Source organism: Pseudomonas sp. PS02302 (assembly GCF_029959585.1).
GTDB classification, from domain to species: Bacteria; Pseudomonadota; Gammaproteobacteria; order Pseudomonadales; family Pseudomonadaceae; genus Chryseomonas; species Chryseomonas aestiva.
The window spans coordinates 1-14,242 of record NZ_JASCON010000110.1 but is presented as its reverse complement, the minus strand read 5'-3'; the positions used below and the strand labels follow the sequence as shown (position 1 = coordinate 14,242).

Here is a 14,242-nt window from a genome sequence, read left to right as displayed (position 1 = left end):
TAAATCTCAGCGCGGGCGCCCGGGGGGCCGCCGGGGGGCCCCCCCCCGCCTCTCCTCCGACAAGAGTCAGCCCGATGCAGGACACCCCGGCGCTCGCGCCCACGCTCCGTACCCCGCGCAAGAACAATCCCGAGAAGACCCGCCAGGCCATCCTCGCCGCCGCCGTGGCCGAGTTTGCCGACCTGGGGCTGAGCGGGGCGCGGGTGGACGCCATCGCCGAGCGCACCCATACCTCCAAGCGGATGATCTACTACTACTTCGGCAGCAAGGAGCAGCTCTACCTGACGGTGCTGGAAAAACTCTACAGCGACGTGCGCGGCAACGAGGCCGAATTGCCACTGGACCGTCTGCCGCCGCTGGAGGCGATTCGCACCCTGGCGGAATTCCTCTTCGAACACCACCGCAGCCACGACGACTTCATCCGCGTGGTGAGCATCGAGAACATCCACCGCGGTCGCCACCTGGCGCAGTCCGAGACCATCTCCAGCCTCAACTCCTCGGCGCTGGAGGCCCTGCGCCGCATCCTGGCGCGCGGCGAAGCCAGCGGCGATATCCGCAGCGGGCTGGACGCGGTGGATGTGCACCTGCTGATGTGCTCGTTCTGTTTCTATCGTGTCTCCAACCGCCATACCTTCGGCCACATCCACGACATCGACATGGAAGAACCGGCCGTGCTGCGCCGGCACAAGACCATGATCGGCGATGCGATGGTGCGCTACCTGCAGCCGTAGGGCGTCCGCGCGACCCTCACCCCAACCCTCTCCCGGAGGGAGAGGGGGCGTTTGACCGAGGCTTCTAGTCTCCAACATGGATTCGCAGGGTGGAAATCCCGTAGGTTGGGTTGAGACGGCTTCATTGTCCAAGCCCAACGCTGCTGGATGTCCAACGTTGGGCTTCGCTGCGCTCAACCCAACCTACGAAGCTACCCCCTCTCCCTCCAGGAGAGGGTTGGGGTGAGGGCAAACCCAGGCACCCCAACCTCGTAGGTTGGGTTGAGACGGCTCCATCGTCGAAGCCCAACATTGCGGGATATCCCGCGTTGAACTTCGCTGCGCTCAACCCAAGTTACGAAGCTACCCCCTCTCCCTCCGGGAGAGGGCTGGGGAGAGGGCTGGGGTGAGGGCAAGCCCAGGCACGCTAGCTCCTTAGGTTGGGTTGATACGGCTCCATCGTCGAAGCCCAACGCTGCTGGATGTCCAACGTTGGGCTTCGCTGCGCTCAACCCAACCTACGAAGCTACCCCCTCTCCCTCCGGGAGAGGGCGGGGGTGAGGGCAAACCCAGGCACGCTAGCTCTGTAGGTTGGGTTGAGACGGCTTCATCGTCGAAGCCCAACGCTGCTGGATGTCCAACGTTGGGCTTCGCTGCGCTCAACCCAACCTACGAAGCTACCCCCTCTCCCTCCGGGAGAGGGTTGGGGTGAGGGCAAACCCAGGCACCCCGGACAAAACCTTTAGAGCACCGGCATGCCGCCCGTCACCGGCAGCATGGCGCCGGAGATATAGCTCGCCTCGTCGGACGCCAGCAGCACATAGGCCGGCGCCAGCTCCACCGGCTGGCCGGGGCGACCCAGCGGCGTGCTGCTACCGAATTGCTTGGGCTCGTCCGGTTTCATGGTGCTGACGATCAGCGGCGTCCAGATCGGGCCGGGGGCCACGCTGTTGGCGCGGATGCCCTTGTCGCCCAGCAGCTGCGCCAGACCCGCGGTGAAGTTGGCGATGGCGCCCTTGGTGGCCGAATAGGCCAGCAGGGTCGGCGGGGCGATGTCGGCATTGATCGAGGCGGTGTTGATGATGGAGCCGCCGCGCGGCATGTGCTTCAGCGCCGCCTGGGTGATGCGGAACATGGCATGGATGTTCACGTTGAAGGTATGCACCCATTCCTCGTCGGGGATCTCGTCGAGGCTGTCGCGCACCTGCTGGAAGGCGGCGTTGTTGACCAGCACGTCGATGCGGCCAAAGGCCTCGACGGTCTTCTGCACCACGTCCAGGCAGGTCTGGCGCTCGGCCAGATCGCCCGGCAGCAGCACGGCCTGGCGCCCGGCTTCGGTGACCAGGCGGGCGGTCTCCTGGGCATCCTCGTGCTCGTCCAGGTAGGCGATGGCGACATCGGCGCCCTCACGGGCGAAGGCGATGGCCACGGCACGACCGATGCCGCTGTCGGCACCGGTGATCAGGGTCTTCTTGCCCGCCAGGCGACCCGAGCCGCGGTAGCTCGCGGCGCCGCTGTCGGGTTGCGGATCCATGCGTGCTTCGGAACCGGGAAAGGTCTGGGGTTGGGGTTTCAGCGGGGGTTTGGGATGGTCGCTCACGAGCGGGCTCCGAATGCGGAAAAAGAAGGGGCGACCCCGGCCTGTGCCGGGGCGCAGGGCTGGTCAGAGAATCGGCTTGCCACCGGTGACGGCGATGCGCGCGCCCGAGGTGTAGCTGGATTCGTCCGAGGCCAGCATCACGTAGACCGGCGCCAGTTCCACCGGCTGGCCGGGGCGGCCGAGCGGGGTGTTGCCGCCGAATTCCTTGACCTGCTCCGGCGGCATGGTGGCCGGGATCAGCGGGGTCCAGACGGGGCCGGGGGCCACACTGTTGGCGCGGATGCCCTTCTCGCCGAGCAGCTGAGCCAGGCCGGCGGTGAAGTTGGCGATGGCGCCCTTGGTGGTCGCATAGGCCAGCAGCGTCGGCCGCGGCATGTCCGAATTCACCGAGGTGGTGTTGATGATGGAGCCACCCGGGCCCATGTGCTTTATCGCGGCCTGGGTGATGCGAAACATGGCGGTGATGTTCACATCGAAGGTGTAGACCCACTCGTCGTCGGGAATCTCGTCGAGGGTCTCGTGGGTCATCTGGAAGGCGGCGTTGTTGACCAGCACATCGAGACGGCCGAAGGCGGCCACGGTCTGGTCCACCACTGCCAGGCACTGCTCGCGCTTGGACAGGCAACCCGGCAGCAGCAGGGCCTCGCGGCCGGCTTCGCGCACCAGGCGGGCGGTGTCCTCGGCGTCTTCGTGCTCGTTCAGGTAGCTGATGGCGACATCGGCGCCCTCACGGGCGAAAGCGATGGCCACGGCACGGCCGATGCCGCTGTCGCCACCGGTGATCAGCGCCTTCTTGCCGGCCAGCCGGCCAGAACCCTTGTAGCTTTGCTCGCCGCAATCCGGCACCGGATTCATGCGCGATTGCAGGCCGGGAACGGCCTGCTGCTGTTCCGGCATCGGGGCTTTGGGAAAATCGGTCATGGAAGAATCCTCGTCGCGGTAACTTTTGCGGGCCTGTCAGTACCGACAGGCCACAAGCGGCGAGGGTTCGAGATCCGGGACGGGCGGTGTACCGGCGCTAGCGGGGTGCCGATTCGGCCCAGCGCGGCGGCACCGTGGGCTGCCAGGCGGCGAGGGCGTCTAGCAGGGCCGTTGGTGAAGCCTCCACCTGCAGCATGGCGCGATGCGGCGCGGCGACGAAGCCCTGGGCGACCAGGTGATCGAGGAAGCCCTCCAGCTGGGCATAGAAGCCATCGACCTCCAGGAGGCCCATGGGCTTGGCATGATAGCCGAGCTGACCCCAGGTCCAGACCTCGAAGAGTTCTTCCAGGGTGCCCAGGCCGCCGGGGAGGGCGATGAAGGCATCGGCCAGTTCCGCCATTCGCGCCTTGCGCGCATGCATGCCGTCGACCACTTCCAGACGGGTGCAGCCGGTATGGCCCAGCTCGGCGGTCTTGAGATTCTGGGGAATGATGCCGATGACTTCGCCACCGGCAGCCAGGGCGGCATCGGCGACCACACCCATCAGGCCGACCTTGCCGCCCCCATAGACCAGGGTGAGGCCGCGCTCGGCGAGGGTGCGCCCGAGGTGCGCCGCGGCTTCGGCGAAGACAGGCGAGGCACCGGGCTTGGCGCCACAGAAGACACAGACGGTTTTCAGCGACATGGGGACTCCTAGGCAGGCAAAGCGCCTAGCCTAGCCGCCCGCTCCGCCGGAGCAAAGCACCCTCATCGCGCGAGGAAGGCCGCTTCCGGCGCATTGCCGCTGGCGGCCTGGGCATAGTTGGCGAACAACTCGTGCAGCAGGGCGGTAAGGGTCATGGCGGGCGTCCTTGGCTGGCGGATGATGAAGGGATAGTACCCAGAGCTAAGGCCCCGCGACCTGGCAAAGGTTTCGATGGAGGCGATAGAGCGAAGCCGCGCCCTTGCCATGGCCGCTGGAACCCGCCACCCTCGCATCGGTCTGACTGGCGACTTTCACGCATCCGGAGGGTTCATGAAATCCACGTTTTTTGCCGCCGCACTGTTCGCCCTGGGAAGTACCGGCGCCTGGGCCGCCGACAGCTGTACCACCCAGATCGAAGCCGGCGACCAGATGACCTACAGCCGCGCCTCGATCCAGGTCCCGGCCTCGTGCAAGACCTTTACCGTCGAGCTGATCCACAACGGCAGCCTGCCGAAGAACGTCATGGGCCATAACTGGGTGCTGACCCGTTCCACCGATGCCTCGGCCGTCGACGCCGCCGGCATGAACGCGGGCGAAGACAAGGGCTACCTGCCCGAGGGCGACGAACGCATCATCGCCCACACCCGCATGCTGGGCGGCGGCGAGAAGGACTCCGTGACCTTCGATACCGGGGCCCTGGAAGCGGGCAAGGAATACAGCTTCTTCTGTTCCTTCCCAGGACACTTCGGCTCCATGCGCGGGGTGCTGCAGCGGGGGTAAGAGGGGCGGGCTGACTGTCGCAGTCCGACTTCTTGGGCAGGAGACGCCTGTAGGTTGGGTTGAGCGCTAGCGAAGCCCAACGGCTTTGAAGTTGGTTGCCCTAGCTGTTTACCGGCATTGCTGCTGCCCCTATTTCGCCTGGCCGGCGACTCACTTTTCTTTGCTTGCGGATCGCCGCCCGGTGCAAAGAAAAGTAAGCAAAAGAAAGCACACCCCACGTTTCGGCCCTTCGCTGCGCTCCGGGTCCCCTCGCTCCGGCGCCGCTCCAGGGGCACGGCACGAAGGGGCCTCCTGCCCCTCCTGCCTTGCTCGGCGTCCTGCCTTGCTCGGCGTCCTGTCTCGCATCCCCATGCGCGACACCTGCACTCGGCCTCACTTACGGGGACGGGGCGCCAGCCTGAGGTTGCGGTGTTTACAGGAGGAGCCAGAGTGATTAGTTGCGTGGAAAACCGCGCAGCGTTTTCCGCTGGTGCGTAACGCGACCCCTGTGGATAAGGCTGCGCCGTTATCCACGCTACGGGGTACGAGCGGTTCATGGCTCTTCAACCAACACTTCCAGGCTGGCGAATCGCCCTGTTCAGAAGGGCGAACGCCAGTGTCGTGGAGTGGGTCGAGCCGCATGGATGCGGCGAGAGGCCTAACGGGCCATGGACGGCCCGTGTAGGCCGACCCCGGAACGGCGCTGGCGTGAGCGGACCCGGAGCGAAGCGTAGGGCCGGATGATCAGGGCAAGCGATTTTGCTTACTTTTGCCGCGACTGGCAAAAGTGAGTCGCTCGGGAGAGCGAAACAAGAGGTGCCAGCAAAACTCGATAATCAGCTAGGGCACCAATTATTGAAGGTTGATCCTGGCAGTGTTGGGCTTCGCTGGCGCTCAACCCAACCTACGAATCAGGTCACGCCTCGCCATTTACCGGCAGGGCAGGTTCAGCCCTTCGCCAATTCCTTCTCGATGGCCGCCACCAACCGCGGATCATCCGCGGTCACATCCGGCGCGAAACGCCCCACCACCTCGCCATCCCGCCCGATCAGGAATTTCTCGAAATTCCACAGCACCTCGGGCTTGGGGTTGGGCGTGCCACCACGACTCAGCATGCGCTCGCGGAAGGGGCCGTCGCCGGTCGTCTCGGGTTGCGCCTGGGTCAGTTCGGCATAGAGCGGATGCTTGTCTTCACCTACGACGCTGAGCTTGGCGAACAGCGGGAATTGCACGCCATAGGTGAGGGTGCAGAATTCCTTGATCTCGGCATCGCTGCCGGGTTCCTGCTGCTTAAAGTCGTTGGCAGGAAAGCCGAGCACTTCCAGGCCGCGCTCGCGCTGGGCTTCGTAAAGGCGTTCCAGGCCTTCGTACTGGCTGGTCAGGCCGCACTTGGAGGCGACGTTCACCACCAGCAGCACCTTGCCCAGGTAGCGCTCCAGGGTCAGGGTTTCGCCGTCGATGGATTGCAGCGGGAGTTTCATCAGGGTCGCGGTCATGGTCGGCTTCCTCGGAAAGAAGCGATCAGCCTAGCGCAAAAACGCCGCCTCGATGGGCGGCGTCGATCGGACGGATGGGGCTCAGCGCTTGAGCTTGACCACGTCGCCGGAAACGGTGGTGGTGAAACCACTCAGGACGTAGGCCCAGAACCAGTTTTCCTGCACCTGGGCATTGATCAGCGCATCGCCACCGCGGGACTTGATGGCGGCCTGCTGAGCGCGTACGAAGCGGTCGTTCTGCTGGACCGGAATGAAGCCCAGGATCATGAGACCGGTAGCCTTGCCCTCGCCATGACCGACGACGGTGTACTGCGACGGATCCAGGTTCTGCGTCTTCATCGCGGTGCCGGTGCAGCCAGCGACGGCGGCGGCGAGGGCGAAGGAAGCGGCGAGCTTGGCGAAACGTTGCATGGAGTATTCCTTTTCTGATGTGGCAGGGCCGGGCGTCATTTCCCGGTTGGCTGAACTCTAGCAGCGCAACGCCCAGGACGAGCGCCGTTCACCCCGGCGATAGGACCGCTCCTCCCGTTATCAGGTGATAGCACCTCGATCTAAGCCGAGGCGGCCCGAGCTGCTACCATCGCCGCCTTTTCGTCCGGCGGTCGTGTCGGGCGCCGTTCTGGAGACCTCGTGTGAATCTGCCTCTCGTCCTCAACCTCGTCGCCTTCGCCGTGCTGCTCGGCCTGCTGGCACGTACCCGCAACACCGGCTGGAGCCTGGCCGTGCGCGTCTTCATCGGTCTCGCCCTAGGCGTAGCCTTCGGCCTGGTGCTGCAATTCGTCTACGGGCATGACGCCCCGGTGCTCAAGACCTCCATCGGCTGGTTCAACCTGGTCGGCAACGGCTATGTGCAGCTGCTGCAGATGAGCATCATGCCGCTGGTGTTCGCCTCCATCCTGGCCGCCGTGGCGCGGCTGCGCGAAGCCTCGTCCATGGGCCGCATCAGCCTGCTGACCCTGGGCACGCTGCTGTTCACCACCGCCATCGCCGCCTTGGTCGGGGTGCTGGTCACCTGGCTGTTCGGCCTGAGCGCCGAGGGCCTGGTGCAAGGCGCCCAGGAGACCGCGCGCCTGACCGCCCTGCAGAACAGCTATGTCGGCAAGGTGGCGGATCTGTCAGTGCCGCAGTTGCTGCTGTCCTTCATTCCGAAGAATCCCTTCGCCGATCTCACGGGCGCCAATCCCACCTCCATCATCAGTGTGGTGATCTTCGCCGCCTTCCTCGGCGTCGCCGCCCTGCGCCTGCAGCGCGACGATCCGGTGCGTGGCGAGAAGGTACTGGCCGGCATCGACGTGCTCCAGGCCTGGGTGATGAAGCTGGTGCGCCTGCTGCTGCAACTCACCCCCTACGGCGTGCTGGCGCTGATGACCAAGATGGTCGCTACCGCCAGTCCCCAGGACGTGCTCAAGCTGGGCACCTTCCTGATCGCCTCCTACCTGGGCCTGGGCATCCTCTTTGGCGTGCATGCGCTGCTGCTGACCCTGAGCGGCCTGTCGCCCGCGCGCTTCTTTCCCAAGGTCTGGCCGGTGCTGAGCTTCGCCTTCACCAGCCGTTCCAGCGCGGCGACCATCCCGCTGAGCATCGAGGCCCAGACCGAGCGCCTCGGCGTACCGCCGGCCATCGCCAGCTTCGCCGCTTCCTTCGGCGCCACCATCGGCCAGAACGGCTGCGCCGGTCTCTATCCGGCCATGCTGGCGGTAATGGTCGCCCCGACCCTGGGTATCAACCCCTTCGATCCGCTGTGGATCGCCACCCTGGTGGGCATCGTCACCCTGAGTTCGGCGGGCGTGGCCGGCGTGGGCGGCGGTGCTACCTTCGCCGCCCTGATCGTGCTGCCGGCCCTGGGCCTGCCGGTCACCCTGGTGGCGCTGCTGGTGTCCATCGAGCCGCTGATCGACATGGGCCGTACCGCCCTCAACGTCAACGGCTCCATGACCGCCGGCACCCTGACCGCACGCTGGATGGGCCAGCTGGACAAGGCCACCTACGACCGCAACGACCGCGCCGAAGCCCCGGCGGCGCCGATCAGTCGCGGCTGAGTCCGTAGGTTGGGTTGAGCGCAGCGAAGCGCAACGGCGCCCGATGCCTGCTGTGGTGTGTTGGGCTTCGGCGGGGGAGCCGACGCAACCCAACCTACGGGTGCCTAAGGTTGACTGGGTACAACGTGGATGGTTGAACCGCGTAGGTTGGCGCTGCGCGCAGCGAAGCCCAACAGGCACGATCTATCCAAAGGCACTGGAAAAGGCTCTAGACTGCGACTTTCCATTCACCAGGGACGGTGATCTTGGACTATCGACACAGCCGTGCCGCAGGCGGCATCTTCTTTTTCACGCTCAATCTCAACGACCGCTCGGCCACTCTGCTCGTCGACCATATCGGATCGCTCAGGCAGGCCGTGCGCGAGGTGAAGGTCCGGCATCCCTTCGATATCCTCGCCATGGTGGTCCTCCCCGATCACCTGCACGCGCTCTGGCGCCTGCCAGATGACGACGGTGACTATCCGCTGCGTTGGAGCCTGATCAAGGCAGGCTTCTCGCGTCAGTTACCGCCGTTGGAGACGGTGAATCTATCGCGCCGGCTGAAACGCGAACGCGGCGTCTGGCAAAGACGCTATTGGGAGCACCGGATTCGGGACGAGCAGGATCTGCAGCGACATTTCGACTACATCCATTTCAACCCGGTGAAGCACGGCCATGCGCCTAGGGCGGTGGAGTGGCCCCATTCGTCCATTCATCGCTATGTGCGAGCGGGCGTCCTGCCGGCGGATTGGGCAGGCCAGCGCGACGAGGACTGGGCGGTGGGCGAGCGGTGAGAGTTGGTCGTGTTGGGCTTCGCTACACTCAGCGCCAACCTACGGGTGCCCAAGCGACGTTGGACACCCGTAGGTTGGGTTGAGCGCAGCGAAGCCCAACAGGCCGTGCCTTTGGAACAGGCCTCGTTAGAACAGGAAATACCGCTGCGCCATCGGCAGCACCTCGGCCGGTTCGCACCAGAGCAGCTGGCCGTCGGCCTTGACCTGGTAGTTCTGCGGATCGACCTCGATGGTCGGCAGGTAGCCGTTGTGGATGAGGTCGCTCTTCTGCGCGGTGCGGCAACCCTTGACCACGCCGATGCGCTTCTTCAGCCCCAGTTGCTCGGGCACCCCGGCGTCGAAGGCGGCCTGGCTGATGAAGGTGAGGCTGGTGTCGTGGAGCATGCCGGCGTAGCTGCCGAACATCGGGCGGTAGTGCACCGGTTGCGGGGTGGGGATGGAGGCGTTGGCGTCGCCCATCAGACTGGCCGCGATGGCACCGCCCTTGAGGATCAGCGTTGGCTTGACCCCAAAGAAGGCCGGGCGCCAGAGCACCAGGTCGGCGAACTTGCCCACCTCGATGGAGCCCACCTCGTGGCTGATGCCATGGGTGATCGCCGGGTTGATGGTGTACTTGGCGATGTAGCGCTTGACCCGGAAATTGTCGTTGCCAGCGGTGTCCTCGGGCAGCGGGCCGCGCTGCTTCTTCATCTTGTCGGCGGTCTGCCAGGTACGGGTGATGACCTCGCCGACGCGGCCCATGGCCTGACTGTCGGAACTGATCATGGCGAAGGCGCCGAGGTCGTGGAGGATGTCCTCGGCGGCGATGGTCTCGCGGCGGATGCGACTCTCGGCGAAGGCCACGTCCTCGGCGATGCTCGGGTCCAGGTGGTGGCAGACCATGAGCATGTCCAGGTGCTCGTCGATGGTGTTCTTGGTGAAGGGCCGCGTCGGGTTGGTGGAGCTGGGCAGCACATTGGGGAAGCCGCAGGCCTTGATGATGTCCGGCGCGTGGCCGCCCCCGGCCCCCTCGGTGTGGTAGGTGTGGATGGTGCGACCCTTGAAGGCGCCCAGGGTGGTCTCGACGAAACCGGATTCGTTGAGGGTGTCGGTGTGGATGGCCACCTGGATGTCGAAGCGATCGGCCACTGCCAGGCAGTTGTCGATGGCGGCCGGGGTAGTGCCCCAGTCCTCGTGCAGTTTCAAGCCGATGGCGCCGGCGCGAACCTGCTCTTCCAGCGGCCCGGGCAGGCTGGCATTGCCCTTGCCGGTGAAGCCGATGTTCATCGGGAAGGCGTCGGCCGCCTTGAGCATCTGCGCCATGTGCCAGGGACCGGGGGTCACGGTGGTGGCATAGGTGCCGGTGGCCGGGCCGGTGCCGCCACCGATCATGGTGGTGGTGCCGCTCATGAGCGCCTCTTCGATCTGCTGCGGGCAGATGAAGTGGATGTGCGAGTCGATGCCACCGGCGGTGAGGATCATGCCCTCGCCGGCGATGACCTCGGTGGCGGCGCCGATGGGCACGCTGACGCCGGGCTGGATATCCGGGTTGCCGGCCTTGCCGATGGCATGGATGCGGCCCTGCTTGAGGCCGACATCGGCCTTGACGATGCCCCAGTGGTCGACGATCAGGGCATTGGTGATGACGGTATCCACCACCTCTGCCGCCAGCAGCTGGCTCTGGCCCATGCCGTCGCGGATGACCTTGCCGCCTCCGAATTTCACTTCTTCGCCGTAGACGGTGTGGTCTTCTTCGACCTCGATCCAGAGCTCGGTATCGGCCAGGCGCACCCGGTCGCCGGTGGTGGGGCCGAACATGTCGGCATAGGCTTGGCGGGAGATTTTCATAGGTGTGAATCCCGAATAAAGGTGGTCCGGTTTGCCCTCACCCCGACCCTCTCCCAGAGGGAGAGGGGGAAGAGCGGGTGGCATCCTGTTGCCTCGTGCAGGGAGTATTCCTGCACCGCAGCGTGTCCTGTTTTGCCCTCACCCCGCCCCTCTCCCTGGGGGAGAGGGGGAAGAGCGGGTGGCATCCTGTTGCCGCGAGCAGGGAGTATTCCTGCACGGCAGGGTGTTCTGGTTTGCCCTCACCCCGACCCTCTCCCAGGGGGAGAGGGGGAAAGGCGGGTGGCATCCTGTTGCCTCGTGCAGGGAGTATTCCTGCACGGCAGGGTGTTCTGGTTTGCCCTCACCCCGACCCTTTCCCGGAGGGAGAGGGGGAAGAGCGGGTGGCATCCTGTTGCCTCGTGCAGGGAGTATTCCTGCACCGCAGGGTGTTCTGGTTTGCCCTCACCCCGACCCTCTCCCAGGGGGAGAGGGGGAAGGGCGGGTGTTCCGGTTTGGCCTCTCGCTCCGCTCCAGTCTCGTGGAGCAGGAGGAAAGCGCGAAAGGCACGGTGTCTGCTTTTAGCCCCCTCTCCCTAAGGGAGAGGGTTGGGGTGAGGGGGCTTGTCCCTACAACTTCCCCATCACCCGCCCGGCGAAGCCGTAGACGGTGCGCAGGCCGGCCAGCTCGACCAGTTCCACCTCGCGACTCTGGCCAGGTTCGAAGCGCACGGCGGTGCCGGCGGCGATGTTCAGGCGCATGCCGCGGGCCAGGGCGCGATCGAACAGCAGGGCGTCGTTGGTCTCGTGGAAGTGGTAGTGGGAGCCCACCTGGATCGGCCGATCGCCGCTGTTGGCGACGGTCAGGCTCAGGGTGCGGCGGCCGGCGTTGAGTTCGATGTCGCCGTCCTGGATCTGGTATTCGCCGGGAATCATGGGCGCTGCTCCAGCATCAGTTGCATGAAGGTGAGGTCCAGCCAGCGACCGAACTTGGTGCCGACCTGGGGCATCTGCCCGGTGGTGATGAAGCCCAGGCGCTCGTGCAGGCGGATGGAGGCCTGGTTGCCGCTCTCGATGGCGGCCACCATCACGTGCTTGTCGCAGGCGCGGGCGCGTTCGATGAGCACCGTCATCAGGCGCGGGCCGATGCCCTGGCCGCGCTGGTCGGGATGGATATAGACCGAGTGCTCGACGGTGTGGCGAAAGCCCTCGAAGGGCCGCCAGTCGCCAAAGGAGGCATAGCCCACCACCACGCCGTCGGCATTCTCGGCGACCAGGATGGGGTAGCCCTGGGTGGCGCGCAGGTCGAACCAGGCCTGGCGATTGGCCAGGTCCACCGGGGTCTCGTTCCAGATCGCCGTGGTGTTGCTGACGGCGTCGTTGTAGATGTGCAGCACGGCCGGCAGGTCGGCAGGGATGGCGTCGCGGACGATCAGACTCATGGCGATCTCCCTAGGCGATCGGCTGGTGGACGGTGACCAGCTTGGTCCCGTCGGGGAAGGTGGCTTCCACCTGGATCTCCGGGATCATCTCCGGAACGCCTTCCATCACCTGGTCGCGGGTCAGCAGGGTGGTGCCATAGTGCATCAGCTCGGCGACGGTGCGACCGTCACGGGCGCCTTCGAGCAGAGCGGCGGAGATCAGCGCCATGGCTTCCGGGTAGTTGAGCTTCACCCCACGCGCCAGGCGGCGTTCGGCCACCAGGCCGGCGGTGAAGATGAGCAGCTTGTCTTTTTCGCGGGGCGTCAGGTCCATGGGTGTTCCGGTTGGCAGGTTCGGTCAAGGAAGGTCGATCATCGCGGCCGTGGGCCGCGCCTACAAGAGTGGCGCGGCCTCAGGTGCTCCAGATCCGCGGTGGCACGGCGGCGCGGCCGAGCAGGGCCGGGCGCAGCAGGCGCCAGACCTCGATCAGCCAGGCGCGGGCTTGCAGCGATTCGGCGGCCAGGCAGCGGGCGACCACCAGGCCGGGCAGCTGGGTCAGGTCGCCGCGGACCGCCAGGCCGAGTTCGCGGCAACGCGCCAGGGTATCGGCGTCCAGGGTGCCGGTGATCAGCAGGGTGGCGAACACCGGCTGACCGGCGAGGCCGATGGGCGAGTCCAGCAACCGATCCGCACCGACCAGGCGCTGGCGCTCGTGCCACAGCGGAGTGCCATCGCGACGAATGTCCAGATGCGCCTGGAACAGGCCCTCAGTGAAGCGCTCGGCACTGGCCGGGCGGCCCAGGGCGACGATGTCCCAGTAGCAGAGGCGAGCGTCGCCCTCCAGCTCGATGCGGGTGGCGAGACGGGCCTGGGCGCCGGAGAAGACGATGGTCTCCTGGGGCAGCCATTCCAGGGTGGCGCCGGCGGCGACGCGCAGGTCGATCTGCTGGTGGGCGGCGCTATCGGCGCGATACCACTTGGCCGCGCCAGGGCTGGTGAGCTGGGCCCAGGCGGTCGCGCCGACGCTGACGTCGATGTCCAGCCGATCGCCCCCGGCGATGCCACCCGGGGGATGGACGATGATGTGCTGGCAGACTTCGGGGCCTTCGGCGTGCAGGTGCTTCTGCACCCGTAACGGACCGAGGTGGCGGCGGGTGGTCGGCCGGGTCCAGTCGCCCTGGCGGGCATAGGCCAGCTCCAGGCGCGCCAGCCAGGCAGGAGTGAAGAGGGCAGGGGACAGGGCAGAGGTCATCGGGTGGTCGTTGTTCTGGTTGGGCTGTTTGGAGAGGGCCTTGCAAGAATCTGACCGGGTGGGTGGTATTCGTGAAGCGGGGGCGCTATGGAGGGCGTCGGGATAGGTGCCCGGGCTATTTGCTGAGTTTTGTATGTGGTTCCTGTTTCGCCTGGCCGGCGACTTACTTTTCTTTGCTTGCGGATCGCCGCCCGGTGCAAAGAAAAGTAAGCAAAAGAAAGCACACCCCACGTTTCGGCCCTCCGCTGCGCTCCGGGTGATTCGCTCCGCTCACCCTTCGGGCCAGCCTGCGGCTGTTACTCCGCTTCGCTACGTCTCCCTCGCTCCGGCGCCGCTCCGGGGGCACGGCACGAAGGGGCTTCCTGCCCCTCGCGCCTTGTTCGGCGTCCTGCCTCGCATCCCCCTCCGCAACACCTACACTCGGCCTCACTGACGGGGACGGGGCGCAAGCCTGATGTCCGGATGTTCACAGGTTTGTAGCGTGGAAAACCGCGCAGCGTTTTCCACTGGAAGGTACCGACACTATCAGTGGACAAGGCGACGCCGTTGTCCACGCTACGGGCTACGGGCTACGGGCTACGGGCTACGGGCTACGGGCTACGGGCTACGGGTTTTTATGGCTCTTCAACCAACACGTTCAGGCTGGCGAATCGCCCCGTTCAGGAGGGCGAGCGCCAGTGTCGTGGAGTGGGTCGAGCCGCATGGATGCGGCGAGAGGTCCAGTGGGCCATGGACGGCCCATCTGGACCGACCCCGGAACGGCGCTGGCGTGAGCGGACCCGG

Annotated in this window: 14 protein-coding genes; 4 read left to right on the top strand and 10 right to left on the bottom strand. The window is 65.9% G+C overall.

The window, feature by feature from the left end:
- Positions 1-74: 74 nt before the first annotated feature.
- Positions 75-731 carry a TetR/AcrR family transcriptional regulator gene (locus QMX82_RS24025; protein WP_187981126.1) on the top strand — a complete coding sequence of 219 codons (657 nt, stop codon included), beginning with the start codon at positions 75-77 and terminating at the stop codon, positions 729-731.
- A 721-nt stretch (positions 732-1,452) separates the two neighbouring features.
- Here QMX82_RS24025 and QMX82_RS24020 read toward each other — a convergent pair.
- The 3 genes from QMX82_RS24020 to QMX82_RS24010 all read right to left on the bottom strand — a co-directional run bounded on the left by QMX82_RS24020 (position 1,453) and on the right by QMX82_RS24010 (position 3,916).
- Positions 1,453-2,310, bottom strand: coding sequence for a glucose 1-dehydrogenase (locus tag QMX82_RS24020; RefSeq protein ID WP_208694053.1), 858 nt, complete (start codon positions 2,308-2,310; stop codon positions 1,453-1,455).
- A 63-nt stretch (positions 2,311-2,373) separates the two neighbouring features.
- Complete coding sequence (locus QMX82_RS24015) at positions 2,374-3,231, bottom strand: SDR family oxidoreductase (RefSeq protein WP_208694054.1); 858 nt, start codon at positions 3,229-3,231, stop codon at positions 2,374-2,376.
- 97 nt (positions 3,232-3,328) lie between these two features.
- A complete protein-coding gene (locus tag QMX82_RS24010) occupies positions 3,329-3,916 on the bottom strand; it encodes a TIGR00730 family Rossman fold protein (RefSeq protein ID WP_208694055.1) in 588 nt (195 codons plus the stop codon).
- 330 nt (positions 3,917-4,246) lie between these two features.
- Here QMX82_RS24010 and azu point away from each other — a divergent pair, with 330 nt between their 5' ends.
- Entirely contained in the window at positions 4,247-4,696 is a 450-nt protein-coding gene (gene azu / locus QMX82_RS24005) for an azurin (protein WP_133862183.1), read from the top strand.
- Positions 4,697-5,622: 926 nt separating this feature from the next.
- Here azu and QMX82_RS24000 read toward each other — a convergent pair.
- A complete protein-coding gene (locus tag QMX82_RS24000; protein ID WP_208694056.1) occupies positions 5,623-6,171 on the bottom strand; it encodes a glutathione peroxidase in 549 nt (182 codons plus the stop codon).
- 81 nt (positions 6,172-6,252) lie between these two features.
- Entirely contained in the window at positions 6,253-6,582 is a 330-nt protein-coding gene (locus QMX82_RS23995; RefSeq protein WP_133862181.1) for a hypothetical protein, read from the bottom strand.
- Positions 6,583-6,803: 221 nt separating this feature from the next.
- Here QMX82_RS23995 and QMX82_RS23990 point away from each other — a divergent pair, with 221 nt between their 5' ends.
- Both QMX82_RS23990 and QMX82_RS23985 read left to right on the top strand, forming a co-directional pair.
- Entirely contained in the window at positions 6,804-8,210 is a 1,407-nt protein-coding gene (locus tag QMX82_RS23990; RefSeq protein WP_133862180.1) for an L-cystine transporter, read from the top strand.
- A gap of 242 nt (positions 8,211-8,452) precedes the next feature.
- Positions 8,453-8,983: an REP-associated tyrosine transposase gene (locus QMX82_RS23985; RefSeq protein WP_282288259.1), complete on the top strand. Its 531-nt coding sequence runs from the start codon at positions 8,453-8,455 to the stop codon at positions 8,981-8,983.
- 126 nt (positions 8,984-9,109) lie between these two features.
- Here the strand turns inward: QMX82_RS23985 and ureC are convergent, their stop codons facing one another.
- The 5 genes from ureC to QMX82_RS23960 all read right to left on the bottom strand — a co-directional run bounded on the left by ureC (position 9,110) and on the right by QMX82_RS23960 (position 13,459).
- Complete coding sequence (gene ureC, locus QMX82_RS23980) at positions 9,110-10,810, bottom strand: urease subunit alpha (RefSeq protein WP_187981133.1); 1,701 nt, start codon at positions 10,808-10,810, stop codon at positions 9,110-9,112.
- Positions 10,811-11,415: 605 nt separating this feature from the next.
- Positions 11,416-11,721 carry an urease subunit beta gene (locus QMX82_RS23975; protein WP_064307547.1) on the bottom strand — a complete coding sequence of 102 codons (306 nt, stop codon included), beginning with the start codon at positions 11,719-11,721 and terminating at the stop codon, positions 11,416-11,418.
- Complete coding sequence (locus QMX82_RS23970) at positions 11,718-12,227, bottom strand: GNAT family N-acetyltransferase (protein ID WP_133862177.1); 510 nt, start codon at positions 12,225-12,227, stop codon at positions 11,718-11,720. The genes QMX82_RS23975 and QMX82_RS23970 overlap by 4 nt, the downstream gene beginning before the upstream one ends.
- A gap of 10 nt (positions 12,228-12,237) precedes the next feature.
- Positions 12,238-12,540, bottom strand: coding sequence for an urease subunit gamma (gene ureA / locus QMX82_RS23965; protein ID WP_007162996.1), 303 nt, complete (start codon positions 12,538-12,540; stop codon positions 12,238-12,240).
- Positions 12,541-12,619: 79 nt separating this feature from the next.
- Positions 12,620-13,459, bottom strand: coding sequence for an urease accessory protein UreD (locus tag QMX82_RS23960; protein ID WP_282288230.1), 840 nt, complete (start codon positions 13,457-13,459; stop codon positions 12,620-12,622).
- Positions 13,460-14,242: the final 783 nt, after the last annotated feature.

Coding starts and splice junctions, on each gene's coding strand:
- QMX82_RS24025 (WP_187981126.1), top strand. CDS start 75: ATGCAGGACACCCCGGCGCTCGCGCCCACGCTCCGTACCCCGCGCAAG.
- QMX82_RS24015 (WP_208694054.1), bottom strand. CDS start 3,231: ATGACCGATTTTCCCAAAGCCCCGATGCCGGAACAGCAGCAGGCCGTT.
- QMX82_RS24010 (WP_208694055.1), bottom strand. CDS start 3,916: ATGTCGCTGAAAACCGTCTGTGTCTTCTGTGGCGCCAAGCCCGGTGCC.
- azu (WP_133862183.1), top strand. CDS start 4,247: ATGAAATCCACGTTTTTTGCCGCCGCACTGTTCGCCCTGGGAAGTACC.
- QMX82_RS24000 (WP_208694056.1), bottom strand. CDS start 6,171: ATGACCGCGACCCTGATGAAACTCCCGCTGCAATCCATCGACGGCGAA.
- QMX82_RS23995 (WP_133862181.1), bottom strand. CDS start 6,582: ATGCAACGTTTCGCCAAGCTCGCCGCTTCCTTCGCCCTCGCCGCCGCC.
- ureC (WP_187981133.1), bottom strand. CDS start 10,810: ATGAAAATCTCCCGCCAAGCCTATGCCGACATGTTCGGCCCCACCACC.
- QMX82_RS23975 (WP_064307547.1), bottom strand. CDS start 11,721: ATGATTCCCGGCGAATACCAGATCCAGGACGGCGACATCGAACTCAAC.
- QMX82_RS23970 (WP_133862177.1), bottom strand. CDS start 12,227: ATGAGTCTGATCGTCCGCGACGCCATCCCTGCCGACCTGCCGGCCGTG.
- ureA (WP_007162996.1), bottom strand. CDS start 12,540: ATGGACCTGACGCCCCGCGAAAAAGACAAGCTGCTCATCTTCACCGCC.
- QMX82_RS23960 (WP_282288230.1), bottom strand. CDS start 13,459: ATGACCTCTGCCCTGTCCCCTGCCCTCTTCACTCCTGCCTGGCTGGCG.